We start from the raw sequence: 24391 nt of genomic DNA, 5'->3' as shown, positions 1-24391 counted from the left end.
AGGAGAGATGGGAATGGCAGCACCTAAGGTCCGGTGGCATATCGCGGTGTTCCTTGCGCCGGCCGTGCTGGTCTACACCGCAATCATGATCATCCCACTGTTCGGAACGCTGAACCTGGCGCTTTACGGAGAAGAGGGTTTTCGTGGTTTCCAGAACTTCCGCGTCCTTTTCGGCGACCCGCTGTGGTCCGACGCCTTCTGGAATGCGCTAGGCAACAACATCTGGTTCTTCGTGATCCATATGCTGGTGCAGAACCCCATCGGCGTCCTTCTTGCCGCGCTTTTGGCCAGCCCGCGTCTCCGCTTTGCGGCCGCTTATCGGACAGCCATCTTCGTGCCGACGATTCTGAGCTTCGTGATCGTAGGCTTCGTCTGGAAACTGATTCTGTCGCCGCTCTGGGGGATCGCGCCGTCGATGCTTGGGGCAATCGGTCTCAAGGGGCTTTTCGCACCCTGGCTTGGCCAAGAAGGGTCGGCTCTGACCACGCTTGCGCTGATTTCCGTCTGGCAGTTCGTCGGGATTCCCATGATGCTGATCTACGCCGCGCTTCTCTCGATCCCTGACGAGGTGCTGGAAGCCGCCGAAATGGACGGCATCACCGGCTGGGCGCTCTTCCGAAAGGTGCAACTGCCGCTGATCCTCCCTGCCATCGGCATTATCTCGATCCTGACCTTCGTGGGTAATTTCAACGCGTTCGACCTGATCTACGTGTCTCAAGGGGCCCTCGCAGGACCGGACTTTGCGACCGATATCCTCGGCACCTTCCTTTATCGTACCTTCTTCGGCTTCCAGCTTCAGCTGGGCGATCCCAACATGGGTGCGGCCATCGCGACGGCGATGTTCCTGATCATCCTTGCGGGGGTGTGTCTTTACCTCTTCGGGGTTCAGAGGCGGCTCCGCCGGTATCAGTTCTGATGGCCGCACGCAGCCATCCCGGCCGCGCTCTAGCGGCGCATGCCGTCCTGATCGTCTACACGCTGATCGCGCTGTTCCCAGTGTGGATCATCGTGATCAACAGCGTGAAGTCCCGGCGCGCCATCTTCGGCGCCCCACTGGCGCTTCCGACGCCAGCGACCTGGGATCCGGTCGGTTACACGACGGTGCTCGAGAACGGCGACGTGATCGGCTACTTCCTGAACTCCGCCATTGTCACCATCGTCTCGCTTGCCATGGTCCTCCTCTTCGGAGCCATGGCTGCCTTTGCATTGTCCGAGTACCGGTTTCGCGGCAACACGCTCATGGGCCTTTACTTGGCTCTGGGCATCATGATCCCGATCCGCCTCGGCACGGTGGCAATCTTGCAGATGATGGTGGCGGCTGGCCTCGTGAACACGCTGACGGCGCTGATTCTCGTCTATACGGCCCAGGGCCTACCGCTCGCGGTGTTCATCCTGTCGGAGTTCATGCGGAACGTCTCGGATGATCTCAAGAACGCCGGCCGCATGGACGGCCTGTCCGAGTATGCGATCTTCTTTCGGCTGGTCCTGCCGCTGGTTCGTCCCGCCATGGCTACGGTCGCGGTCTTCACCATGATCCCGATCTGGAACGACCTCTGGTTCCCGCTCATCCTGGCTCCGTCCGAGGAGACCAAGACGATCACGCTGGGATCGCAGGTCTTCATCGGACAGTTCGTGACCAACTGGAACGCGGTGCTGGCGGCGTTGGCGCTCGCCATCCTGCCGGTCCTTGTCCTTTACCTCATCTTCTCGCGGCAGCTCATTCGCGGGATCACTGCCGGAGCCGTGAAATGACCATCCGCGTCCTTGTCGTGGGCCTTGGGAACATGGGACGCAGCCATGCGGTCGCCTATGCCAGCAATCCCGAGTTCGAGATCGTGGGTCTCGTGAACCGCTCGGTCATTGAACTTCCGCCGGAACTTGCCGGCCACACGATCACGACCGACTACCACGCAGCGCTGGCTGTGCTGAAACCGGACCTCGTCTGCGTGGCGACCTATTCGGATAGCCATGCCGACTATGCCGTAGCCGCCATGCAGGCGGGCGCGCATGTCTTCGTCGAGAAGCCGCTGGCGACCTCCGTCGAGGATGCAAGGCGCGTGGCGGAGGCTTCCCGGATCACCGGCCGGAAGGTGGTGATCGGCTACATCCTTCGCCATCACCCGAGCTGGATTCGCCTGATCGAGGAGGCTCGCGACCTTGGCGGACCTTACGTCTTTCGCCTGAACCTCAACCAGCAAAGCAGCGGCCCCACCTGGGAGGTGCACAAGCGGTTGATGGAAACGACATCGCCCATCGTGGATTGCGGCGTGCATTACGTGGACGTGATGTGCCAGATCACCGACTCCAAGCCGATCGAGGTGCGGGGCATGGGCCTTCGCCTGTCGGACGAGGTCGCGCCCAGCATGTACAACTATGGCCACTTCCAGGTCTTGTTCGAAGACGGTTCCTGCGGCTGGTATGAAGCCGGGTGGGGTCCGATGATGTCGGACACCGCCTTTTTCGTGAAGGACGTGATCTCGCCTCGGGGGGCCGTCTCCATCCGGATGGCCGAGGACGCGCGATCGGACGACATCGACACCCACACCAAGACATCGCTGATCCGCGTTCATCGGGTGGGCCAGCCTGACGAGGATCTGAGCATGGCGGACGAGCCCGGGCATCAGGAACTCTGCGACCGCGAGCAGGCCTTCGTGGCGCGTGCGATCCGCGACGATCTCGACTTGTCGCGGCACATGCAGGATGCGGTCAGTTCGCTCGCGGTCTGCCTGGCAGCGGACGAAAGCGTCCGCTCGGGCCAGCCGGTGAGGCTCTGATGGGGTCGCTTCGGCTTGCGGGTCTGACGAAGAGCTTTGGCCGCACAGAGATCATCAAGGGAATCGACCTTTCTGTCGCCAACGGTGAGTTCGTGGTGTTCGTCGGCCCTTCGGGCTGCGGCAAGTCCACGCTGCTGCGGATGATCGCTGGGCTCGAGGATGTCACCACCGGCTCGGTTACGCTGGACGGACAAGACATCACGAACGTCGCCCCGGCCAAGCGTGGCATTGCCATGGTGTTCCAGACCTACGCGCTCTACCCGCACCTGACCGTGCGGGACAACATGGGCCTCGCTCTCCGTCAGGCCGGGGTCTCGCGGGCGGAAACAGGTGCGGCCGTTGATCAGGCGTCGACTCTGCTGGACCTGAACCCCTATCTCGACCGCCGTCCTGCCGAGCTGTCGGGGGGGCAGCGTCAGAGGGTGGCCATTGGCCGGGCAATCGTCCGGACCCCGAAGCTGTTCCTCTTCGACGAACCTTTATCGAATCTGGACGCCGCGCTCAGGGTGGCCACACGGATCGAGATCGCCCGGCTTCACCGGGAACTCGGGGCGACGATGATCTACGTCACGCACGATCAAGTAGAGGCCATGACCCTCGCCGACCGCATCGTCGTGATGCGCGCAGGCGTGGTGGAGCAGGTCGGCCCGCCGATGCAGCTATACAACGATCCCTCGAACACCTTCGTGGCGGGATTCATCGGGAGCCCGCGGATGAACTTCCTCAAGGGCCGAGCCTTGGGCGAGCAATCCTCAATCATGGGCGTCCGTCCCGAACACCTCTCCATCACGTTCAGCGGTAGCGCCATCTCCGGTTCCGTCAGTCATGTAGAAGCGCTCGGCGGCGAAACGCTGGTCTATGTCCACACGGAGCCGCATGGCCTACTGACGGTCAGACTGTTCGGTGAGCACCATTTCAGCGTGGGTCAGGCGGTCGGGCTGACCCCGGATCCGGCTCGGGTCTTCCGCTTTGACGCGGAGGGCCGCCGGCTTCGCTAGTGGGGGGCCCAGACCCTGGCCGGCCCGCCGCGTGCGAGCACGTAGAATCCGTTCGCCGAAAGCCGTTCCCACGGCCCTTCGGTCCCGTCGGGCCATAAGACGCGGACCTCGGCGCTTGCGGCCTCCGCCAGACCCATGTGCCACCAGCCCATTGAGCCGCCCGCCTGACCGCCCCCAACCGTCACTTCGCGCGAATGGATGCCGTCGGCCAAGCGGACTTCGATCCAGGCACCAACGCCGTCGCGGTTCGCCCCCGGCTGCTCCAGGCGGATTTGGATCCAGTGGCCTGCTTCTCGGGTCGTATTGCGCCAAAGCTGGGCGTTTTCGCCCCGGTTTGTGACAGCCAAGTCGGGCAGCCCATCGAGATTGAAGTCGGCCAGCGTGGCCCCGCGCGAGACAGCCATGCTGGCGACGCCGGCCTCCGAACCGACCTCGAGGAAGGTACCATCCTCACGCAGCAGCAGCAGGTTGTTCGGGTCGCGAGCGGCGAAGTCGGGCATCTCGGCCACGTTGCCCTTGGCGATGAACAGGTCCGGCCGCGCATCGTTGTTCACGTCCGCGAACTCCAGGTGCCAGGCGGTCGAGGGTCGCACGTCGCCGCCGGTATAGGGTCTTTGAGCGATGGCTCCGCGAGGATAGGCCACATCGATATACTCGGGGCGAAGCGGTGCATCGGCTGGCAGCACCGTCGCCAGGGTCTGCAGCTTGTTGTCGGCCATGCTGCTCAACGCGTACTCGGGATAGCCGTCCAGATCGATATCCCGCGAGGCGATGCCCATTCCCCAGATCCGCAGGGGACTCCAGCCCTCGGCCTGCGTGAATGGAGCAGGCTCGCCCTCCGGGAGAACGCGCCACAACTGTTCCTGTCCGCCTTTGTAGTACTCACGGTCATTCGCGATCCGCAGAGACGGCGTGCCCGAACGATCCCAGTCCGTGAACATCATCGACAGCGCGCAGAAGCTCGGGCGCAGGGGCAGGGGCTCGCCGAAGGTTTGGCCTTCGGGGCGGAACAGGAGGTTGTCCGTGCAGGAACCCCAAGGGAAGAACTCCTCCTCCGGATCGATGTAGGTGCCCAACGCGAGGGTCGGCCAGTTCTGTCCGCGCTCCCAGGTGGCCGCGAAGGCCGAGGTCCAGGCGTTCGGAGCCTCGAAGCGCCAGAGTTCGTTGGCCGGTTCGAACCGGCACTCGCCAAGCCCGCGCATGAGCACGCTTTCGCCCTGACGCAACAGCACGAGGTCCTGCACGCCATCGCCATCCACATCAAGGGGATAGGCTCCGGTGACGGCCTCCAGTTCGATCCCGCTTGCCACCGGTTCGAAGCGCAGCGGGCCTCCCTGGGCCGAGATGTTGCGCCAAAGCGAGGCTCGCGAGGTGCCCCCGGCGAAGCCCAGGTCCGGGAACCCGTCCCCGGAGCAGTCGAACGCTGCCACTCCTCCGCCGACCATGTATTCCCACCCGCCGTCGTAGGAGCTGCGGACATTGGAGTAGTCTGTTTCCTCAACGAAGGTTGGGATGATCGGTTCTGCGGCCGAGGCGGCAGTCGCGAACAGTCCGGCAACGACTGCAAGGCGCATCAGTGCCGCGTCCGTAGGTTGGACGCGTAGGCGCCAATGCACCGTCCTTGATCCAACCCCTGCTCAACGGCCGAGCGAAAGTGAATCCCGCCTAGCAGTCGTGACTCAGCAGCTTCTAGCGCGGCCTCTTGGAAGCTGGAAAAGCTTCGGGCGGGCAACCCATCGTCCACATGCGTCGCATCGGTGAACGAGTAATCCTCGCCGAACAGATCGGTCAGCACGACTGCCGCGGCGGCCGATTGGGTGCTGTGCCCGGACGGGTACTCGGGGAACGGAGGCGTGATCAGCATGGGCTCGAAGCCTGGATCGAGATGCGCTCGGATGTAGGTCACGGGGCGGATCAGGTTGAACCGGAACTTCTCGTGCCAGCAACCGATGAAGGCGTCGGCCATGGCGATGCTCAGCTTGGCCAGCACCTCGGCCCGCCGCTCCTCGTCCGCATCCTCCGCATCCAGGACCTGCTGCGCAATCGAGATCCAGTGGCCCGGGGGGGTGGGCGACAGCATCGGATCGTCCGACCAGAAGCGCGCAACGGTGCGCTGTTCGTCGGTCAGCCGGCGACGCGTCTCCAGAACCTCGATGGCTTCCTCCATGAACCGCGAACCCGGTTCCTCGCTGTAGGCTGGGGGCGCGGGCGTCGGACAGGCTGCTGCGTCCGGCATCGCGAAGCTCCGGTTGCTTCCCCATTCGGGGAGGAGCGGCAATTGCTGCTGAACGATCCGGCTTGTTGGCGTCCATGCGCCCGGACCCTTGGCCAAGCTGTACTCGAGGGGGAAGCCCATGTTCTCCACCACGTGCCCGCCGTCCTTCTTGGCCCATTCAAGGATATGGGTGGCCAGATCCTGTCCAAGCGCCCGACTGCGGTCTGCCGTCTCGGCGCCAACGCCTTCGCTGGCATCGGCCCCCAGATGCTCCGCCATGCGGTCCAAGGCGCGCTGCCCGGTGGGACCGGTGTTGAAGAAGAGCTCGGCCATGGCCGCGGATAGAGCAGCCTGCAGGACGACGGCATCGTCGTAGTCCTGGCCGGGCCTCCGCTGCGGCAAGCCTGACAAACCATTCAGCTGTCCCTGGAGGCTGCGCAGCTTGGTGGAGCCACCGGCGACGGCCTCGAAGGCGGTGATGTACAGGTATGCGAATGCCCGGCTAGCCACGGGTGGCGAATAACTGGGCGTGTGCCGGACCAGTTCGAGCACGAGACGGGTATTGGTGTGAAGCACGTCATCCGGCGAAGGTCGTGCCATGGCTTGGCCGCCCATCAGCAGCCCTACAACAAGCGCCACTATCCCACGCACCGTGTCCACCACCCTCTTTTCCTCACGAGATTAGGTCATCAGCCATTCTCGAAAGCAAGAGATCGCCGCAACCGCTCTGGTCCGCTGACGATGTCATGGCTAATCCTTCGCCTGCCGGATCGGGAGGATCGCCATGACAGAGAAGCCAATTCGCATCGCGTGCATAGGGGAGGCGATGGTGGAACTGTCCGGGCTCGACCCCGAGCGGGGGCAACTCGGCTTCGGCGTGGCAGGCGATACCCTCAATACGGCGATCTACCTGAAAAGGATCTTGGGAGAGGGGGCAGAGATCTCCTATCTCACCGCCCTCGGGACGGATGCCTTCTCGGATCGCATTTCGACCTTCATGGAGGCCGAGGGGCTTGACACGTCCGGCGTCGCGCGGCTGCCAGGGCGACTGCCGGGGATCTACGCCATTTCGGTCGATCAGCATGGCGAGCGAACATTCTCGTACTGGCGCAGCGAATCCGCAGCCCGGTCGATGTTCGACACGGGCGGGATCGATCCGGCAAGCTTGGGCAACTTCGATCTGGTCATGCTGTCGGGCATCACCCTCGCCATCCTCCCGCCCGAGCAGCGCATCCGCCTGATCGCGCAGTGCGGCCTTCTTCGCGCATCGGGCAAGGCCATCGCGTTCGATACGAACTACCGGCCGCGTTTGTGGGAAAGCGAAGACGCCGCTCGGACAACTTTTGCTGCGATGTGGGACGCCACCACGATCGCGCTTCCATCCCGAGACGACGAGGACAAGCTCCATCCGGGCGAGGACGTGAACGCGGTGTTCGAGCGGCTCGCCCGCAAAGGGGTGAGTGAGATTGCGTTGAAGGACGGGCCGTCGGGGCCGCATCTTTGGGCGCGCGGTCAGGCCTTTCCACGGGGCGTGTATCCGCCAGCGCCCCGGGTCGTAGACACGACCGCAGCCGGAGACGGGTTCAACGCGGGCTATCTCGCCGCGCGGCTCCAGGGACAGGCCCCCGACCAAGCGGCTCAGACGGCTCATGCCTTGGCCACCCGGATCATCGGTCATCCCGGAGCCATCATCCCCCGCGACTGACGCGCCGCACGACCGAGCCTGACCGTCGCTCCGAACTCCATCACATGTGAGTTCCACCCGTGGTGACAGCCAGCGGGGAGGGCCTATGTGCGGCAGGACCGGTCGATCGTCGTGGACCACGCTTGCGACGGAAACCCGGCCCATAACCGTTGGGATCGGGCGAGGTCGGCTGCGCCCGCATGCACCAGTCCAAGGAGGACCGCCAATGCCAAGGATCCACGCCGGGAGCGATACCGGCTCTGTCGGACCCTGGCGTCTGCATCGGCTCGCGGCCATCGCGCTCATCCTGGCCCTACCGTCTGGGCTGGCTCAGGCCCAGACGCCCGGGGGACCTCCCGGCGCCGAGGAAGCCGGGCCGGCCGAGGTCGGCGTTATCGAGCTTTTGGCCGAGGACGTGCCCTACGCACTCACCCTTCCCGGTCGCGCCGTCGCCTTCGAGGAAGCGGATGTTCGCCCTCGCGTGAGTGGCGTGATTGAGGAGGTCGCCTTTCAGGCTGGCCGGCCCGTGAAGGCCGGTGATCTCCTGTTCCGCATTGAGGACGACACTTACGCCACGGCCGTTGCCGCAGCCGAGGCCACGGTGGCTGGGGCTCGGTCCAGCGTCGCTACCGCCCAGGCGACCGTTGAGCGGTACCGCAGCTTGGAGGGCTCTGCAGTGACGCGGGCCGATCTTGAGACCGCCGAGGCCGCGCTGTCGCAGGCGCGGGCTTCGCTGGCCTCCTCCGAGGCTGCGCTTCAGGCCGCCCAGCTGGATCAGGAACGCAGCGAGATTCGCAGCCCCATCGACGGCATCCCGGATGTGGCCGAGGTCTCGGTGGGCGAACTCGTCACCGCAAATCAGGCCGAGGCCCTGACCAGGGTGACCCGGCTGGACCCGATCTATGTCGATGTCACCGAATCAAGTGCCCGGATGCTGCGCATCCGCGAGCGCATCGACGCAGGAACCCTGGAGTCCGGCGACGCGCTTGGCATGAAGCTCGTGCTCGAGACCGGCGAGATGCACGAAGGCGAGGGGACGCTGGTCACGCCAGCGACGGCCGTATCCACGACGACGGGCACGGTCGATTTCCGGGTCCAGTTCGACAACCCCGACTGCCGGGTGTTGCCCGGCCAGTTTCTCCGGGTCGAGGTCACGCTGGGCACCAGCCCCGGCATCATCGTACCCCAGCGTGCCACCAGTCGCGCGCCCGACGGATCCCTGACGGCCTTTGTCGCCCGGGACGGGGTCGCATACGAGGTTACGCTGACCACGACCGGGACCTATCGCAACGGCTGGGTGGTGACCGAGGGGGCGCAACCTGGCGATCAGCTGATCGTGGACGGGCTGAACAATCTTCGCGACGGCGCCGAGGTGGTGCCGCGCCCCGTGGAGATCGACGAGCAGGGCGTCGTGCGCGACGTGGCCTCCACTGAACCCGCTCAGGATCCAGAGACAACCGAGGAGGGCGCGCCCTCAACGGCGCAGGCCGGTCCGGTGAGCGGAACCTCTTCGGGCGCTCGCAGCGCCCCGGCGCAGGAGTGAACGGCGATGGCCCAGTTCTTCATACATCGTCCCGTCTTCGCCTGGGTGCTTGCCATTGTCGTCATGCTGGCCGGGGCCTTTGCGCTCACGACCCTGTCCGTCTCCCAGTATCCTGACATCGCGCCCACCACCGTGCGGATCTCGGCCTCTTATCCTGGCGCGACCGCCGACGCCGTGGAAGGGTCGGTGACGCAAGTCATCGAGGACGGGCTGACTGGTCTCGATGGGCTGCTCTATATCGTCTCCTCCTCCAACGAAGGCTCGGCGAGCGTCACGCTTACCTTCGACGAAAGCATCGAAGGACCGGACGCGCAGAACGAGGTCCAGAGCCGGGTCCAGCAGGTCGAAGGGCGGCTGCCCGACGTCGTCCAGCGGAATGGCGTGACGGTTTCACGGTCGAGTTCATCGATCCTGATGGTCGGTGCGCTCGTTTCGACTGATGGGCGTTACAGCACCCTGGAGCTGGGAGACATCATGTCCTCCACCATCGAAGGACCTGTGCAACGGACCGAAGGGGTGGGCGGCATCAACAGCTTCGGCTCGGGTTACGCGATGCGGATCTGGCTCGACCCGCTCAGCCTTGCCCAGTATCAACTCACGCCATCGGACATCGTCGCGGCCGTCGAGGCGCAGAACACCACCGTGTCCGTCGGGGCCCTGGGCACCCAGCCCGTCGTGCCGGGCCAGCAGTTCACGGCAACGATCACCGCACAAAGCCAGCTTTCGACCGTCGAGGAATTCGAAGGCATTCAGGTCAAGTCGGGCGATGGGACCGGGATCGTCTATCTGGGCGATGTCGCACGGGTCGAGATCGGGCAGGAGCGGTATGGCGGTGACTCCCTTTTCAACGGACTGGCCGCGTCGGGGTTCGGGGTCAATCTCGCCACCGGTGCGAACGCCGTGGACACTGCTGCCGCTGTCCGGGCGACCATCGCAGGTCTGGAGGGAGCGTTGCCCGAGGGGGTTGAGGTTCGCTATGCCTACGACACCTCGCCTTTCGTGGAGCTGTCCATTGAGCAGGTCGAGCATACCCTGATTGAGGCGATCGCGCTCGTCTTCGCGGTGATCCTCATCTTCCTGCAGAACTGGCGCGCCACCCTCATCCCGATCGTGGCGGTTCCTGTGGTCCTCCTGGGAACCTTCGCCATGCTGGCCGTGCTTGGCTATTCCATCAACACGCTGACCATGTTCGCCATGGTGCTGGCCATCGGCCTTCTTGTGGACGACGCCATCGTGGTGGTCGAGAATGTCGAACGGTTCATGGCCGAAGAGGGTTTGGGACCTGTCGAAGCCACGGAAAAGAGCATGGGCCAGATCACCGGGGCGCTCATCGGGATCGCGCTCGTACTGTCGGCCGTGTTCCTGCCGATGGCGTTCTTCCCTGGCTCCACGGGTGTCATCTACCGGCAGTTCTCGGTCACGATCATCTCGGCCATGATCCTTTCAGCCGCCGTGGCGCTGATCCTCACTCCGGCGCTTTGTGCGTCGTTCCTGCGGCCCCATCGCGGTGGCAGGCAGTTCCTGCCTGCGCGCCTGTTCAACCGCGGCTTCGAGGCAGTGACGGACGGCTATGCCGCCGGCGTCCGCCGCATGGTTGCGTGGCCTCTCGTCGCGCTGGCCATCCTTGCTGGCGTCGGGTTCGGGGCATGGCAGCTTTACGGCCGATTGGACAGTTCGTTCCTGCCTGCAGAGGACCAAGGCGTCCTGATGACCCAGATCAACCTGTCCGAAGGGTCCACCATCGCCCAGACCACGGCGGTCGTCGAAGAGGTGCAGGATTACCTGATGACCGAAGAGACCGATGCCGTGGAGTCCACCTTTGCAGCCCTGGGCTTCGGCTTTGGCGGGTCCGGCCAGAATGCGGCCATGCTCTTCATCAAGCTCAAGGACTTCGAGGAGCGCGAGAGCGCTGACCTGTCCGCGACAGCCGTCGCGCAACGCGCCAACGCAAGGTTCGGCGACCACCGGGCCGGCCGCATCTTCGTCATTCAGCCGCCCGCCATCCAGGGACTCGGCAACTCGCGCGGGTTCTCCATGTACCTGGTGGATCAGTCGGGAGCCGGGACCGAGGCTCTTAGGGGCGCGGCAGAGGAACTCGTGCTGCTGGCCGAAGGCGACGAGCGGGTGCAGAACGTGGATGCGCGCGGGACCGAGGACGAAAGTGCACTCCGTATCAACATCGACCAGCAGAAGGCAGAAAGCTTTGGCGTGTCGGTCCCTGCCGTCAATGCCATGCTGTCGGTGATCTTCTCGGGCGAGAGCGTGAACGACTTCATCCTGGGCTCAAGCCTTCGGCCCGTCATCGTGCAAGCCGATGCGGCCAGCCGCATGCAGCCCGAGGATATCGAGAGCTGGTATGCCCGTAATGAGCAGGGGGAGATGGTGCCCTTCGCATCCTTCCTGACCACCGAGTGGGCTCCGGTCGCGCCACGCCTGTCACGGATCGACGGGCAGCGCGCCTTGTCGATTTCCGGATCCGAGGCCGATGGGACAAGCTCTGGCGAGGCCATGGACGCGATGGAGGAACTGGTGGCGCAGGTGCCGGGCGGCTGGGGCGTGGCCTGGACCGACCTGAGCTATCAGGAACGCCAGTCGGGCAACCAGGCGCCTTACCTGTATGCCCTTTCCGTGCTCGTCGTGTTCCTTTGCCTGGCGGCGCTTTACGAAAGCTGGTCGATCCCGTTCTCGGTCATGTTGTCGGTTCCGGTCGGCGTGCTGGGAGCCTTGCTGGCGGCTTGGCTGTTCGACCAATCGAATGACGTCTACTTCAAGGTGGGCCTGCTCACGACCATTGGCCTCGCGGCCAAGAACGCCATCCTGATCGTCGAGTTCGCGCGCGATCTCGAACTGGAGGGACGAACTGCCTCCCAGGCCGCCATCGAAGCGGCACGGCTCCGTCTGCGCCCCATCCTCATGACGTCGCTGGCCTTCATCCTTGGCGTCACGCCGCTGGCCACAGCGACAGGAGCCGGGGCGGGCGCACAGAATGCCATCGGAATTGGAGTGATGGGCGGCACACTGGCCGCGACCTTCATCGGGATATTCCTCGTACCGGCGTTCTACGTTGTCCTGCGAACCCTGAGAGGCAGGGGACGGATGCCAGCGGCGCAAGCCGCCGAATGACCGGCCGGGCGCCATCAGGGACTTGCCGATGCAGGCGCTGAAAGACACGCTCTGATATAATTTCGTCATTGATCATTGGCTCCGAACATCAGGGCTGAGGGGAAAGGGCCCGGTTCGCGTTGACAGGACGGGGCATGGGACGCCAGGCAGGAAGTGTAGTGCCGAAACTGAGTCTCCGAAACAACGGGGCCTGATCGGCAGGGTAACGGCGCGGGGGAGACTGCGGTGACCATGTTTGCCAACGACCGACGCATCCTGCCGTCACCGCACCGGTTCGGGGCGCGATCGCGCCCGCTTCTGGCTTGAGCGTTCCTGCACGGGGCCCTTGAATCGAAGCACATGAAACGAGGCCCCTGAACAGGGGGCTTTCCGGCCCAAGATAAAGAGCGGTGCAGCCGGAGGCCGTACTGGAGAATATAACAAAAAGAAGACGCTGATCCTGGCCGGCATCGCCGGCCTCCTGTCCACGAGCGCGATGGCCGAAACGATCGGGGTGTCGATGGCCCTTTTCGATGGCAACTTCCTGATCACATTGCGCAATGGCATGACCGAACACGCCGAGGGGCTGAAAGGGTCGAAGTCACAATCGAGGATGCAACTAATGACGTCGGCAAGCAACTAAGCCAGGTGCAGAACTTCATCGCTGCGGGCGTGGACGCCATCGTGGTGAACCCGTTGGACACGTCGGCCACGCAGGCCATGATCGATGCGGTGTCAGCCGCCGGCGTCCCGCTGGTGTTCGTCAACCGCCAGCCCATCAACGTCGATACCTTGCCGGACAACCAGGCCTTCGTCTCGTCCGACGAGCGCGAGTCGGGCACCCTGCAAACCCAGGAAGTCTGCCGGCTTCTGAAGGAGCAGGGCGTGACCGAAGCCAAGATCGTCGTCATGCAGGGCGAACTCTCGAACCAAGCCGCCGTTCAGCGCACGCAGGACATCCAAGACGTGATCGCCACCCTCGACTGTGCCTTCATGCAGATCGTGGAGGAGCAGACGGCCAACCGGAACCGGACGTAGGCCACCGATCTGATGGCGAACTGGCTATCGGCTGGCGTCGAATTCGACGCGTTCATCGCCAACAACGATGAGATGGCGATCGGTGGCATTCAGGCCATGAAGTCTGCCGGGATGTCGATGGACGAGATGATCGTCGCTGGCATCGATGCGACCCAGGACGCGCTTGCGGCCATGCAGGCCGGCGATCTGGACGTGACTGTGTTCCAGGATGCCGCCGGGCAGGGGTCGGGCGCGATCGATGCAGCGCTCGCTCTGGTGCGGGGCGAAACCGTCGAGCAGAAGGTGTATAACCCTTCCAGCTCGTGACTCCGGCCAACATCCAGGGGTTTCTGAGCTCTAAGTGAGGCCGTCCGGGCAGGAATGTCCGACCAGATGTCCTCTAGGGGCGGTCCAAGAGGGCCGCCCTTTCTCGTTCGCAGCGGAGGTGCCATCCGCAAGAGGCGCGGCTCGGTCCTGGCCTCTAGGGACCGTTGCGGGTCATGCATCTCGCGAATGGGATGTTCGTGAGGGATCGCTGCCCCGGCTTCACCCTTCTCCGTTAACGCGCTGGCCAGCCAGAGGACGGGTGCCGTGGCGGCTGGACATCCCATGCAGGTCCGGCAGGCCGTCAAAACCATCTGTTAACCAAGAGATCATATCGGGAAGGGGTCAGATCCAGGAGCAGAGTGCGACGAATGACCGACGACCAGAAGCTGACCCAGCGCCTCAAGTTCATGCAACTGACGGCCAAGGACGCGGAGCTTTCCCGAACAAGCCTCCCCGTCCTCAAGGATGCCATTGGCCGGGCGCTCGATGACTTCTACGATCATGTCGCCGCGACGCCCGAAGTGTCCGCCCATTTCCCCACGTCTGACAAGGTCGAGCGGACGAAAGCCCGGCAGGCGGCGCACTGGGCTCATCTCTTGAACGCCCAGCTCGATGGCGCCTATCTCGACAAGGCGCGGGTCATCGGTCAGACCCATGCCCGAATCGGGCTTGAGCCCAACTGGTATCTTGGGGCCTACGGCTTGGTCCTGGGACGCGTCATCCGCGAGGCGCTGCCCCGCATGCTGCGCGGCCCTTTCTGGAGCAGGCGTCGCCGCGAAGAGCGCGCCACCGCAGCGGTCAGCGCCGTCGTCCGTTACGCAATTCTGGACATGGACCTTGCTATCTCGACCTATATCGAGGCCATCACGGCCGAGCGGGACGCGGCGGATGCCGCCCGGCTGGCTCTGTCGCAAGAGCAGGGCCGCGCGATCGAACAGCTTTCCTCTGCCATGGAGGAGATCACCTCCAGTATCCGTCAGACGGCGGACAGCGCCGGACGGACCGAAACCCTTGCTGCGTCCTCCGCGGAGAGCGCCGACGAGAATGGCAAGGCGGTCCAGCGCACGGTCACAGCCATTCGAACGATCGCCGACAAGCTCCGCGTTCTTCAGGAGATCGCTCGCCAGACGGATCTTCTGGCTCTGAACGCTGCAGTCGAGGCGGCCCGCGCTGGCGAGAATGGGCGAGGCTTCGCTGTCGTGGCTTCGGAGGTCCGAAAGCTGGCCGAGCGCGCCGGGGTAGCGGCTTCGGAAATGGCCGCCATGGCGTCCGAAGCGGTGACGGCCGCGGAAGAGGGCGGAAGCCGCGTGACCAAGCTCCTGACCGACATCCGTCAGACAGCTACGCTCGTTGCCGAAATTTCATCGGCTTGCCGCGAACAGTCGATCGGCTCAACACAGATCAACGAGGTCATCCAGACGCTCGATCGGATGGGCAGCGGTCAGCAGAACGACTCGACCCGCTCGTTCAACCAAGAGCCCCGTCGTCTGATCGCTCGCCGTTAGTGGCCCGGGCGATCAGGCCCCAAGCATTCCAGACTTCGGCTCGGGCTGCCTCCATGTAAATAGCTTACCGCTGTCTGCGATGGCGTTCACCAGTGCACAGCTGTTGGCGCAAGAGGTGAATGCCTGCAGATCAGCAAAAGCTGCCACGTCGGGTAAGACGACCGACAAGCAACACGCCATGGACAGGAGATCTGGTGGCGGAGAGACAGGGATTCGAACCCTGGGAAGGCTTGCACCCTCAACGGTTTTCGAGACCGCCCCGTTCGACCGCTCCGGCATCTCTCCGCGGCCGAGGAACGATCTAGTCGGCTGCGCGGACAGACGCAACCCCCTTCAGCCAGTCTCCTAGCGCCTGACAATCGCGTCAGTCCGCTTTCGGTCGCTTGGCTGCGAGGGAGCAGATCACTATGACTCCTTTGAGGGCCGCTGGACGGCCAGTGGTATCGCGGAGCCTTGCTAGCCATGTCCATCCGAACTGCCGGCGCCTTGGTCCTGGTCCTTGGAGCCGCTCCAGTGCTGGCCCAGTCTGTCGCATCTGAAGCTGCAACCGACCAACCGGACCCCGTTGAGGCCATTTACGAGGCTCTCCTGCTGCCCCAAGTCATTGACCTGATGGCTGAAGAGGGCCGTGAGTACGGCGAGACCTTGGCGGAATCGCTGTTCGGTGGCGGCACGACTCCTGCCGAATGGTCGGAGGCCGTCGCGACCGTCTATGATGAAAACCATCTAGCCGATCAGGTTCTAGACTCCTTGGCGACCGGTCTCGAGGGGCAGGATACGTCGGCCATGCTAGCGTTCCTCGAGTCGGAGAATGGGCGTCGGGTTTCCAAGCTGGAGGTCGATGCGAGAACCGCCATGCTGGACGACGATGTGGAGCAGCAGGCCAAGGAGGCAGCCGCCGTCGCGATCGCCGAAGGCTCGCCCCGCATCGACCTCCTGCGCCGCTACGCGGAGACCAACGATCTTGTGGACACGAATGTCGCCGGCGCCATGAATGCGAACGTCGCCTACTTCCTGGGTTTGATGGATGGCGGTGCCTTGAACTCGGACATGACCGAAGATGATATCCTGTCGGGCGTGTGGGCGCAGGAGGCGCAGATCCGTGCCGACACGACCGAGTGGGTGTATTCATTCCTGCTCAAGGCGTACGAGCCCGCATCTGACGAGGATATCCAGGCCTACTTGGAGTTCTCGGAAACGGAGCCCGGACGGGCGCTGAACCGGGCTGTCTTCGACGCGTTCGATCAGAGATTGGTCGACGTCTCGCGGAAGCTTGGGCTCGTGGCAGCCCGGTATCTGACCACTGCGCAGCTGTAGGCGGCAACTCGATAGGGAACAACGGTCCCGTCCAGCGTCCCTGAATGGGGCACCCGTGATCCTGAAATCTTCGCGCTACGAGCCGTAGAGGATCAAGGTGGACACGAGGGCGCTGGGGTTTGCCTGAAAGAGCGCCAGGTCGCCCCGGAGTTGGAGTGATCGTGCAGGGCGATCAGCGATGGGTACCTGCGCGGCGTCCATGGCCGCCGAAAGGGAAGGGCCACCCCCCTGATTGACGTCCGCGAGGATGGCGGGGAGGTCGGACTTGACCCGCAACTCGACTGCACCACGCCGTTGAGCGTCAGCGGGATCTACAAGTGCACCTACGTTCAGACCGTGCGTACAGGCCACCAGCAGGATCATCGCGCCGAAAGGGATGTATCTCATTGTTCAGGCACCGGCCATGATATTGACTTGGAGTCCCATTGCGCAGATAAGCCGCCATCCCGGCAAGCGGATTCGTTTGCAGGGCCCGCGCTGCTTTGTGCTGCGCCCAGCATCATTGGACGCCCTTCAGGGGCGCGCTGCCCGAGGCGGGCCCGAAAGGGTCCACAACTTCCCTGCAAGGGGGGCCGCAGGGCGCGGAACAGGAAAGGAAGACCATATGTTCGCGGTTCTCAAGACCGGCGGCAAGCAGTACCGGGTCCAGTCGGGCGACGTCCTGCGCGTCGAGAAACTCGACGCCGAGGCGGGCGAGACGATCCAATTCAATGAAGTCCTCATAGTCGGCGACCAGATCGGCGCGCCTTTCGTGGCCGGTGCTGCTGTCCAGGCGACCGTGATCGATCAGATCAAGGGCGAGAAGACCATTCACTTCGTCCGCCGTCGCCGCAAGCATTCCTCCAAGCGGACCAAGGGCCACCGCCAGCAGCTCACCCTGCTTCGCGTGACCGACATCCTGGCCGGCGGAGCCGAGGGTACTGGCGTCAAGGCCGCCATCGGCACGGGCACTGGCCAAGGTGCGGCTCCGGTCAGCTTGATGGTGCGCGTGCGCCAAGCAGCCTCGACCGTCCGCCAGGAAGCCGGTGAGGTTCTCGACAGGGTCGAGAATGCCGCCGAAAGGGTAGTGGACGTCGTAGAGGACGCGGTCGAAAGCAGGACAGGCAAGGTGGCGCTTGCCGCAGTTGCCGCCGCCGGGGTCGCTGCGATCGCAGCCGCAGCCTTCCTGCCCGGATCTTCCGATAAGGCCGACGACTCGGCCGATAACGCCTAAGGAGACTGACCGATGGCACACAAGAAAGCTGGCGGATCTTCCCGCAACGGGCGTGACAGCGCCGGCCGCCGCCTCGGCGTGAAGAAGTACGGGGGCCAAGTGGTCATTCCCGGCAACATCATCGTGCGCCAGCGCGGGACCAAGATCTGGCCCGGCACCGGCGTGGGCATGGGGACCGATCACACGATCTTCGCCGTGTCCGAGGGTCACGTGACCTTCCGCAAGGGACTCAAGGGCCGGACCTTCGTATCCGTCTCGCCCGTCGCGCAGGCTGCTGAATAAGCTAAACTGATCTAATCGGGATGGGGGGCCGGGTAACGTTCCGGTCCCCCATTTCTTTTCCGCCTGCGTCTCTCTGGGGAAGCCGTTCCGCTGCGCCAGTCACAACATAGCTTCATGAAATCGCCTCAGTCCGGGCTTAGATTGTCCGGAACCCTCCGGCCCTACGCCGGAGCAGTGGGTGTCGGGGAGGACACCGCCATGCTCGAGTCAGTGGTCAAGGCACAGGTTGATCCAGTCACGCCGCAGCCGGTCATCCCGGCCGGACGCTTCATCCTGAGACCGATGCAGAAGTCCGACGCGGGACTGATCGCCCATTACGCCGGTGACAAACGCGTGGCCTGCAATACCCGATCCATCCCCCATCCTTTTCCGCCAGGGGCTGCCGAGGCCATGACCTCTCGTGCTGCGCAGCCAAGCCGCACCGAAGACGTGTGGGTGCTCGACGGCTCGGCCCATGGTCTGGGAGAGGTGCTTGGCCTGGTTTACCTGACCCGAATGGAGCGACGCCAGAGCGAGATCACGTTCTGGATCGCTCCGCCATTCTGGAACACGGGTCTTGCCAGCGAAGCTGTCGGAGCTTTGATCGCCGCCAATCCCCATGGGGATGAGGTCATATTCGCCGAAGTGTTCCAGGATAATCCGGGTTCCGCTCGGGTTCTGACCCATAACGGATTCGACTACCTGGGCGACGCGGAATCGTTCTCGGTGGCTCGTGGCATCAACGTCCCGACATGGACTTACGCGCTGTCCCTCAAGCGATAGATGAGGGTTCGGGGCTAGCAACTTCTCTGGGTTCGGCGCTCCGTAAGGAAAGCGGCAGCTTGCTTTGATGGTTTAAGTTCCGCATCCAGCAAGCGGCTCGTTCAGTTGACCCGTTTTTGGGGCGGCGTTCCTCAGGATGCCGCGCTCCAGCCCAGGCAGCCGGCAGGCAACGCCGTCCCGCTCACAAACACGGCCCCGTGCCGATAAAGGGCCCAACGCTCCTGGGCTGGCACGTCGAGAAGCGCCACCTGCAAGGTCGGCCCCGACCAGACCACGTTCGCTCCTAGATTGGCGAGGTCGCGCGCGATGTGCTCTGGCGGGCGGTTGGGTGCGAAGACGGCCAGGGTGTAGGGCGCATTCGAAGGGCGCGCGGCCCAGGCTCCCGATCCGAGGCAGAGTATGACCAGCGCGGCCAGCGCTGCGCCGCCCCGACCAGGCGGATTGTTTTGGCCACGTCGGAGAAACACCCAGCCAGTCCCCATCGGGACAAGGCCGAATACCGTCAGCCACCCGAGATCCCAGGCCAGGGGCGCCTCAGCCTCGATCCGAACGCGGTGCAGACCCAAGATCCAGTGCGACAGCACGGCGTCCGTGACATGCCAAAGCCCGAAGCCCAAGGCCAGCGCGCCTGCAAGGCCGGCCCCGGTCGGCATGAGATGCCGTCGGTGGGCCCGCCAGAGACCCCATAGGCCCGCGGCTGCCAGTAGATACATGAAGGCGTGGAAAAGCCCGTCCCAAAGGACCTGCCGCGTCAGGTCGCCTGCACCCGGTACAAGGCTCAGGAGATGATGCCACTGCAGGATCTGATGGAGGAGGATGCCGTCGAAGAACCCCCCCAAGGCGAACCCGAGCACCAGCGCCCAGCGGATACTTTTGTCTCGGACCATCGGCGTTCCCCTTTGCTGCCTAACATGGGAACAGCCAGGACGTTCCGTACGCTTGAGAAGACGGCGCGAACCCGCTATCGCGATGCCCTGTTCAAAGGTTCATTCCCATGAAGTTTCTCGATCTCGCCAAGGTCAACGTCCGCTCCGGCACCGGTGGCAACGGATGCGTTTCGTTCCGCCGGGAGAAGTTCGTGGAGTATGGGGGTCCGGACGGCGGCGACGGCGGCAAGGGCGGCGACGTGGTGATCGAGGTGGTCGAGGGGCTGAACACGCTCATCGACTTCCGATATCAGCAGCACTTCTTCGCCAAGAACGGCAAGGGCGGCCAAGGCAGCCAGAAGACCGGAGCGGACGGCGAGGACGTGGTCCTGCGGGTTCCCGTGGGCACCGAGATCATCGACGAGGACGAGGAAACGCTGATCGCGGACCTGACGGTGCCTGGACAGCGGATGGTGTTGGCGCAGGGCGGCAACGGCGGTTGGGGCAACATGCGCTTTACGTCGTCCACCAATCGGGCGCCCCGCCGCGCCAATCCGGGGCAGGAGGGCGTGGAGCGGACGGTCTGGCTGCGGCTCAAGCTCATCGCCGATGTGGGCCTGCTTGGAATGCCAAACGCAGGCAAGAGCACCTTTCTTGCCGCGACCTCCAACGCCCGTCCCAAGATCGCGGATTACCCCTTCACGACGTTGGTTCCGAACCTTGGGGTCGTGGCGGTGGATGGCGCCGAGTTCGTGATCGCCGACATCCCCGGCTTGATCGAGGGCGCTTCCGAAGGACGAGGCTTGGGCGACCAGTTCCTGGGTCACGTGGAGCGATGCAAGGTGCTCCTGCACCTGATCGATGGCACCTCCGAAGACGTCGCGAGCGACTGCGAGATCATCATCAACGAGCTTGAGCAGTACGGCGGCGATCTGGCCGACAAGCCCCGCATCACGGTCCTCAACAAGATCGACGCCCTTGCCGCCGATGAGCGGACGGCCAAGCTGTCGGACCTTGAGGAGGTCGCCGAGGGCCGTGTCATGCTGATGTCGGGCGCGACCAAGGAAGGTGTGACGGAGGTCTTGCGTGCCCTTCGCGCCGTCATCGACGGTGCCCGCGCCGAGGAAGGTCGCGAGGACGAGGAGGAGAAGCCGTGGCAGCCGTGATGCCGAGCCTGTCGGACGCTCAGCGCCTAGTTGTGAAGATCGGGTCCGCGCTGCTTGTCGATCGGGTCACGGGACTTCGGGCTCACTGGTTGCATAGCCTTGCATCCGACGTGGCTCGACTGAAGGCGCGCGGAACGCAGGTCGTTCTCGTGTCCTCGGGGTCCATCGCGCTAGGCCGAGGCGTGTTGGGACTACCGAGCCAAGGGCTTTCCCTTGAACAGTCGCAAGCCGCTGCGGCGGTCGGCCAGATCCGCTTGGCCCGCGCCTACGAGGAGGCACTGGCTCCGCACGGGATTGTGACCGGACAGGTGCTGGTCACGCTTGAGGATTCCACGGACCGGCGCCGCTATCTCAATTCCCGCGCGACCATGGAGACGATGCTCTCGTTGGGCGTGGTTCCGATCGTCAACGAGAACGACACGGTCGCGACCGACGAGATCCGCTATGGCGACAATGATCGCTTGGCAGCACAGGTCGCCGTCACCACAGGCGCGGATGTGCTGATCCTGCTGTCGGATGTGGATGGCTTCTACGACGGAAACCCGCACACCGACCCGGCCGCACGGCGGTTCGAAACAGTGGACCGGATCACGCCCGAGATCGAGGCCATGGCCGGCGAAGGTGTGTCCGGCCTGTCCAAGGGCGGGATGATCACAAAGCTCATGGCGGCTAAGGTCGCGACGGATGCTGGCTGCGCTATGGCGATCACGCTGGGGTCCTCGCTTCACCCTTTGTCGGCGCTTGAAGCAGGGGCGAATGCGACATGGTTCCGCGCCCAGACGGACCCACAAGCCGCCCGCAAGCGCTGGATTGCCGCCATGAAGCCCCGGGGCGAACTGCGTGTGGACGCCGGCGCGGCCCGCGCCCTTGGCGAGGGCAAGAGCCTGCTGCCGGCCGGGATCACGGCCGTGCAAGGTCGCTTCGGGCGAGGCGACCCCGTTGCGATCCTTTCGCCCGAAGGCACCCGCCTGGGCCTTGGGCTGGCCCGCTACACGGCCGAGGAGGCCCGCGCGTTGACCGGCCGCAAGAGCGCGGACATCGAGGCGATCTTGGGATACAAGGGGCGGGCGGCCCTGATCCACCGCGACGACATGGTGCTCTGATGCTCGACCATACCGATCTACGCTCCCTCATGGACGACATGGGGACGCGCGCCCGCTCTGCGGCCCGGGTTCTCGCCACGGCCGACTCCGAGCGGAAGTATGCAGCCCTCATCTCGGCCGCCCATGCCATCGAGGCGAACGAACAGGCCATCATGGACGCCAATGCCGAGGACCTGGTCTTCGCGGAAGCTCGGGGCCTGTCCTCCGCGATGATCGACCGGCTGATCCTAGACCCTCGCCGGATTCGGGCGATCGTGGACGGACTGCGAAACGTCGCGGCCCAGAGCGATCCGGTCGGGCGCGTGCTGGCCGAGTGGGACGTGCCCTCGGGCCTGCACATTCAACGGGTCAGCACCCCGCTTGGCGTGATCGGCGTGATCTACGAGTCCCGTCCCAACGTGACGGCCGATGCAGGCGCGCTTTGCCTGCAGGCGGGGAATGCCGTCATCCTGCGGGGGGGATCGGAAAGCCTGCATTCCTCGGCGGCCATCCACGCTTGCCTTGCCCAGGGCTTGCGGGAGGCCGGCCTGCCCGAGGACGCAATCCAGATCGTTCCGACGCGGGACCGGGCCATGGTCTCAGCCATGCTGGGTGCGGTGCAGCACATCGACGTCATCGTGCCGCGAGGGGGCAAAGGGCTTGTCGGACTGGTCCAAGCCGAGGCAAGGGTTCCTGTCTTCGCTCACCTCGAAGGCATATGCCACGTCTATGCCGACAAGGACGCCGACATCGACAAGGCACGACAGGTCGTGCTGAACGCAAAGACCCGGCGGACCGGCGTCTGCGGGGCAGCCGAATGCCTGCTGATTGACTGGCGCTTCTACACTCAGCACGGACCCGTCCTGATCGAAGATCTGCTCAGGGCCGGCGTGGAGGTCCGGACCGAGGGCGAGTTGCTCAACGTGCTAGGGACGGTGAAAGCCGCACCGGAGGATTTCGGCCGCGAGTTTCTTGACATGATCATCGCGGCCAAGCTGGTGGACGGTGTGGATGAGGCCATTGCCCACATCCAGCGCTACGGATCGGGGCATACCGAGTCCATCCTGACCGAAAGCGATGCCACGGCCGAACGGTTCATGACGCAGCTGGACAGCGCCATCCTGATGCGCAACGCCTCCACTCAGTTCGCGGATGGAGGAGAGTTCGGCATGGGAGCCGAAATCGGCATCGCCACGGGCAAGCTCCACGCCCGAGGGCCAGTCGGGGCCGAGCAACTGACCAGTTTCAAGTATCTGGTGACGGGCGATGGAACGATCCGGCCCTGATGCGCCGCCACGGACTCCGAAGACATTCGATCTTTGGCAGTCGAAGACTGCTCGTAGAGGCCGGACTAAGGGCGGGAGCGCCGACGAGACCAGAGGCCCGACGGGATCGCGGCTCCCCGCCTTGAGTCACTCGTCCCTTTGCTTCGAAGGTGATCGTCTACCTGCCTGCGTCCTGCACAACTCGTACGTGCAACCCTGGTTCGTCAGGGCAGTCGTGCTCACGGGTAGAAGCTGCGAAAGGCAGCCTCGCCCGCCAGACACGCCGTCTCACAGCGGCGCTTGGGGATCACATGCGCACGGTGATCCGGTCCCCATCGTAATCCAGGGTCACGTTGCGACCGAGCCTGTCCAGCACGCCTGCAAGCAGAGGAAACTGCACGAGGGCTGACGCCGCAGGAGGGGTCCCGCGCTGCTCCCGCACGGAGTCCCAGACCATCGGATCGACCCTGAGGCGGCCTCCCTCGGCAGTCAGATCCCAAGCGTCCAGTTGACGGGCCACCCGAATCCGTCCGCCGGTCGGCATGGCGGATTCCAGACACTGGAGCAGAAGGAAAACGGCCTTGACCTCGTCGCGGGGCACATCGCCGGTGACGCTCCAGTCGTAGACGATCCGTCCTGTGCGGGACAGGGCAGCAAGGATCCGCGTCACCTCGGCGCTGCCGATCCCTTGGCGGCCTGCCAGACCGAATGCCAGGCGGAAGAACCGGAGCCGCGCGTTCGCGCTTTCCACGCTTTGCGCGATCAATTGCATCTCTGGCGACGTCTCAAGCCCGGCCAGAGCCAGAAGCTCGACACCGTTGGCGATGGCACCAAGGGGGCTGGTCAGGTCATGGCAGATTCGGGCTGCAAGGAGAGCCGTCAGATCTGTGTCGCCGGGACCCTCTTTCGGGAGGGAGTGGACTTCAGGCATCGAGCGATGCACCTTTCCGTTGTGCCGCACCGAGTGATGCGGTCCTTCTAGAAAACCGGGAGCATCCATGGCCGATCTGAATGCGATCCTGGCACCCGGCATGCTGGTGACTCACCCTGATCACCCTGAATGGGGGACGGGTCAGGTCCAGTCGGTCGTGGGTCAGCGCATCACCGTCAACTTTCCGGAAGCCGGTAAGGTCGTCTTCGACGGCACGCGCATCCCACTGACCCTTGTCTCGCTTGGCCCGGCCATCCATTAGCCGGGCCGGCATGTTCTACCCCAGGTTGGTTGTCAAAGAGTTAACGCCCTCTTAATCCGATCCAGCCGAACAGCGGAAGC

At 64.4% G+C, this 24391-nt stretch carries 21 protein-coding genes, 1 tRNA gene and 1 pseudogene; 17 read left to right on the top strand and 6 right to left on the bottom strand.

The window, feature by feature from the left end:
• Nucleotides 1–13: 13 nt before the first annotated feature.
• Genes FHG66_RS06735 through FHG66_RS06720 form a run of 4 tightly spaced genes read left to right on the top strand, consistent with a single transcriptional unit; the run spans nt 14 to nt 3772 of the window.
• Nucleotides 14–916: a carbohydrate ABC transporter permease gene (locus FHG66_RS06735; RefSeq protein WP_139075972.1), complete on the top strand. Its 903-nt coding sequence runs from the start codon at nt 14–16 to the stop codon at nt 914–916.
• Nucleotides 916–1752, top strand: coding sequence for a carbohydrate ABC transporter permease (locus tag FHG66_RS06730; protein ID WP_139075971.1), 837 nt, complete (start codon nt 916–918; stop codon nt 1750–1752). Before FHG66_RS06735 ends, FHG66_RS06730 begins: the two co-directional genes overlap by 1 nt.
• Nucleotides 1749–2774 carry a Gfo/Idh/MocA family protein gene (locus FHG66_RS06725; protein ID WP_176556154.1) on the top strand — a complete coding sequence of 342 codons (1026 nt, stop codon included), beginning with the start codon at nt 1749–1751 and terminating at the stop codon, nt 2772–2774. The genes FHG66_RS06730 and FHG66_RS06725 overlap by 4 nt, the downstream gene beginning before the upstream one ends.
• Nucleotides 2774–3772, top strand: a complete 999-nt coding sequence (locus FHG66_RS06720) for an ABC transporter ATP-binding protein (RefSeq protein WP_139075970.1) — start codon at nt 2774–2776, stop codon at nt 3770–3772. The genes FHG66_RS06725 and FHG66_RS06720 overlap by 1 nt, the downstream gene beginning before the upstream one ends.
• Here FHG66_RS06720 and FHG66_RS06715 read toward each other — a convergent pair.
• The gene (locus FHG66_RS06715) at nt 3769–5346 is read right to left on the bottom strand and encodes a CRTAC1 family protein (protein ID WP_139075969.1); all 1578 of its coding nucleotides are present in this window, start codon (nt 5344–5346) and stop codon (nt 3769–3771) included. The genes FHG66_RS06720 and FHG66_RS06715 overlap by 4 nt on opposite strands.
• A complete protein-coding gene (locus FHG66_RS06710) occupies nt 5346–6647 on the bottom strand; it encodes a vanadium-dependent haloperoxidase (RefSeq protein WP_218013801.1) in 1302 nt (433 codons plus the stop codon). Before FHG66_RS06710 ends, FHG66_RS06715 begins: the two co-directional genes overlap by 1 nt.
• A gap of 124 nt (nt 6648–6771) precedes the next feature.
• On the opposite strand from FHG66_RS06710, the gene FHG66_RS06705 reads away from it, so the two are divergent.
• The 5 genes and pseudogenes from FHG66_RS06705 (at nt 6772) to FHG66_RS21505 (ending at nt 15165) form a co-directional block, all read left to right on the top strand.
• Entirely contained in the window at nt 6772–7692 is a 921-nt protein-coding gene (locus FHG66_RS06705) for a sugar kinase (protein WP_139075968.1), read from the top strand.
• 205 nt (nt 7693–7897) lie between these two features.
• Nucleotides 7898–9214, top strand: a complete 1317-nt coding sequence (locus FHG66_RS06700; RefSeq protein ID WP_139075967.1) for an efflux RND transporter periplasmic adaptor subunit — start codon at nt 7898–7900, stop codon at nt 9212–9214.
• Between the two features lie 6 nt (nt 9215–9220).
• A complete protein-coding gene (locus FHG66_RS06695) occupies nt 9221–12337 on the top strand; it encodes an efflux RND transporter permease subunit (protein WP_139075966.1) in 3117 nt (1038 codons plus the stop codon).
• 627 nt (nt 12338–12964) lie between these two features.
• A pseudogene (locus FHG66_RS06690) lies at nt 12965–13660 on the top strand (substrate-binding domain-containing protein).
• A gap of 368 nt (nt 13661–14028) precedes the next feature.
• Nucleotides 14029–15165, top strand: a complete 1137-nt coding sequence (locus tag FHG66_RS21505) for a globin-coupled sensor protein (protein ID WP_176556153.1) — start codon at nt 14029–14031, stop codon at nt 15163–15165.
• A gap of 195 nt (nt 15166–15360) precedes the next feature.
• Here the strand turns inward: FHG66_RS21505 and FHG66_RS06680 are convergent.
• Nucleotides 15361–15450, bottom strand: a tRNA-Ser gene (locus FHG66_RS06680).
• Nucleotides 15451–15627: 177 nt separating this feature from the next.
• Here FHG66_RS06680 and FHG66_RS06675 point away from each other — a divergent pair.
• Nucleotides 15628–16482: a hypothetical protein gene (locus tag FHG66_RS06675; protein WP_246082490.1), complete on the top strand. Its 855-nt coding sequence runs from the start codon at nt 15628–15630 to the stop codon at nt 16480–16482.
• Between the two features lie 75 nt (nt 16483–16557).
• On the opposite strand, the gene FHG66_RS06670 is transcribed toward FHG66_RS06675, so the two are convergent.
• The gene (locus tag FHG66_RS06670) at nt 16558–16869 is read right to left on the bottom strand and encodes a hypothetical protein (RefSeq protein ID WP_139075964.1); all 312 of its coding nucleotides are present in this window, start codon (nt 16867–16869) and stop codon (nt 16558–16560) included.
• 217 nt (nt 16870–17086) lie between these two features.
• On the opposite strand from FHG66_RS06670, the gene rplU reads away from it, so the two are divergent.
• The 3 genes from rplU to FHG66_RS06655 all read left to right on the top strand — a co-directional run bounded on the left by rplU (nt 17087) and on the right by FHG66_RS06655 (nt 18739).
• A complete protein-coding gene (gene rplU / locus FHG66_RS06665; RefSeq protein ID WP_139075963.1) occupies nt 17087–17695 on the top strand; it encodes a 50S ribosomal protein L21 in 609 nt (202 codons plus the stop codon).
• A 12-nt stretch (nt 17696–17707) separates the two neighbouring features.
• Nucleotides 17708–17977 (top strand): 50S ribosomal protein L27, encoded by a 270-nt coding sequence (gene rpmA / locus FHG66_RS06660; protein ID WP_139075962.1) that lies wholly within the window; start codon nt 17708–17710, stop codon nt 17975–17977.
• A 198-nt stretch (nt 17978–18175) separates the two neighbouring features.
• Nucleotides 18176–18739, top strand: coding sequence for a GNAT family N-acetyltransferase (locus tag FHG66_RS06655; protein ID WP_139075961.1), 564 nt, complete (start codon nt 18176–18178; stop codon nt 18737–18739).
• 131 nt (nt 18740–18870) lie between these two features.
• Here the strand turns inward: FHG66_RS06655 and FHG66_RS06650 are convergent, their stop codons facing one another.
• The gene (locus FHG66_RS06650; protein ID WP_139075960.1) at nt 18871–19626 is read right to left on the bottom strand and encodes a DUF2243 domain-containing protein; all 756 of its coding nucleotides are present in this window, start codon (nt 19624–19626) and stop codon (nt 18871–18873) included.
• Between the two features lie 107 nt (nt 19627–19733).
• Between FHG66_RS06650 and obgE the strand changes: the two genes are divergently transcribed.
• Genes obgE through FHG66_RS06635 form a run of 3 tightly spaced genes read left to right on the top strand, consistent with a single transcriptional unit; the run spans nt 19734 to nt 23139 of the window.
• Nucleotides 19734–20771 carry a GTPase ObgE gene (gene obgE / locus FHG66_RS06645; RefSeq protein ID WP_139075959.1) on the top strand — a complete coding sequence of 346 codons (1038 nt, stop codon included), beginning with the start codon at nt 19734–19736 and terminating at the stop codon, nt 20769–20771.
• Nucleotides 20771–21874, top strand: a complete 1104-nt coding sequence (gene proB, locus FHG66_RS06640; RefSeq protein ID WP_139076005.1) for a glutamate 5-kinase — start codon at nt 20771–20773, stop codon at nt 21872–21874. Before obgE ends, proB begins: the two co-directional genes overlap by 1 nt.
• Entirely contained in the window at nt 21874–23139 is a 1266-nt protein-coding gene (locus FHG66_RS06635; RefSeq protein WP_139075958.1) for a glutamate-5-semialdehyde dehydrogenase, read from the top strand. The genes proB and FHG66_RS06635 overlap by 1 nt, the downstream gene beginning before the upstream one ends.
• Before the next feature lie 286 nt (nt 23140–23425).
• Here FHG66_RS06635 and FHG66_RS06630 read toward each other — a convergent pair whose 3' ends face one another.
• On the bottom strand, nt 23426–24049 hold the full coding sequence (locus FHG66_RS06630) for a histidine phosphotransferase family protein (protein ID WP_139075957.1): 624 nt from the start codon (nt 24047–24049) through the stop codon (nt 23426–23428).
• Between the two features lie 67 nt (nt 24050–24116).
• Here FHG66_RS06630 and FHG66_RS06625 point away from each other — a divergent pair, with 67 nt between their 5' ends.
• The gene (locus FHG66_RS06625; RefSeq protein WP_139075956.1) at nt 24117–24311 is read left to right on the top strand and encodes a DUF3553 domain-containing protein; all 195 of its coding nucleotides are present in this window, start codon (nt 24117–24119) and stop codon (nt 24309–24311) included.
• Nucleotides 24312–24391 lie beyond the last annotated feature (80 nt).

Source organism: Rubellimicrobium rubrum, assembly GCF_006152115.1.
GTDB classification, from domain to species: domain Bacteria; phylum Pseudomonadota; class Alphaproteobacteria; order Rhodobacterales; family Rhodobacteraceae; genus Rubellimicrobium; species Rubellimicrobium rubrum.
The sequence above is the reverse complement of the archived record's forward strand: the minus strand, read 5'-3'. Positions and strand labels throughout refer to the sequence as shown.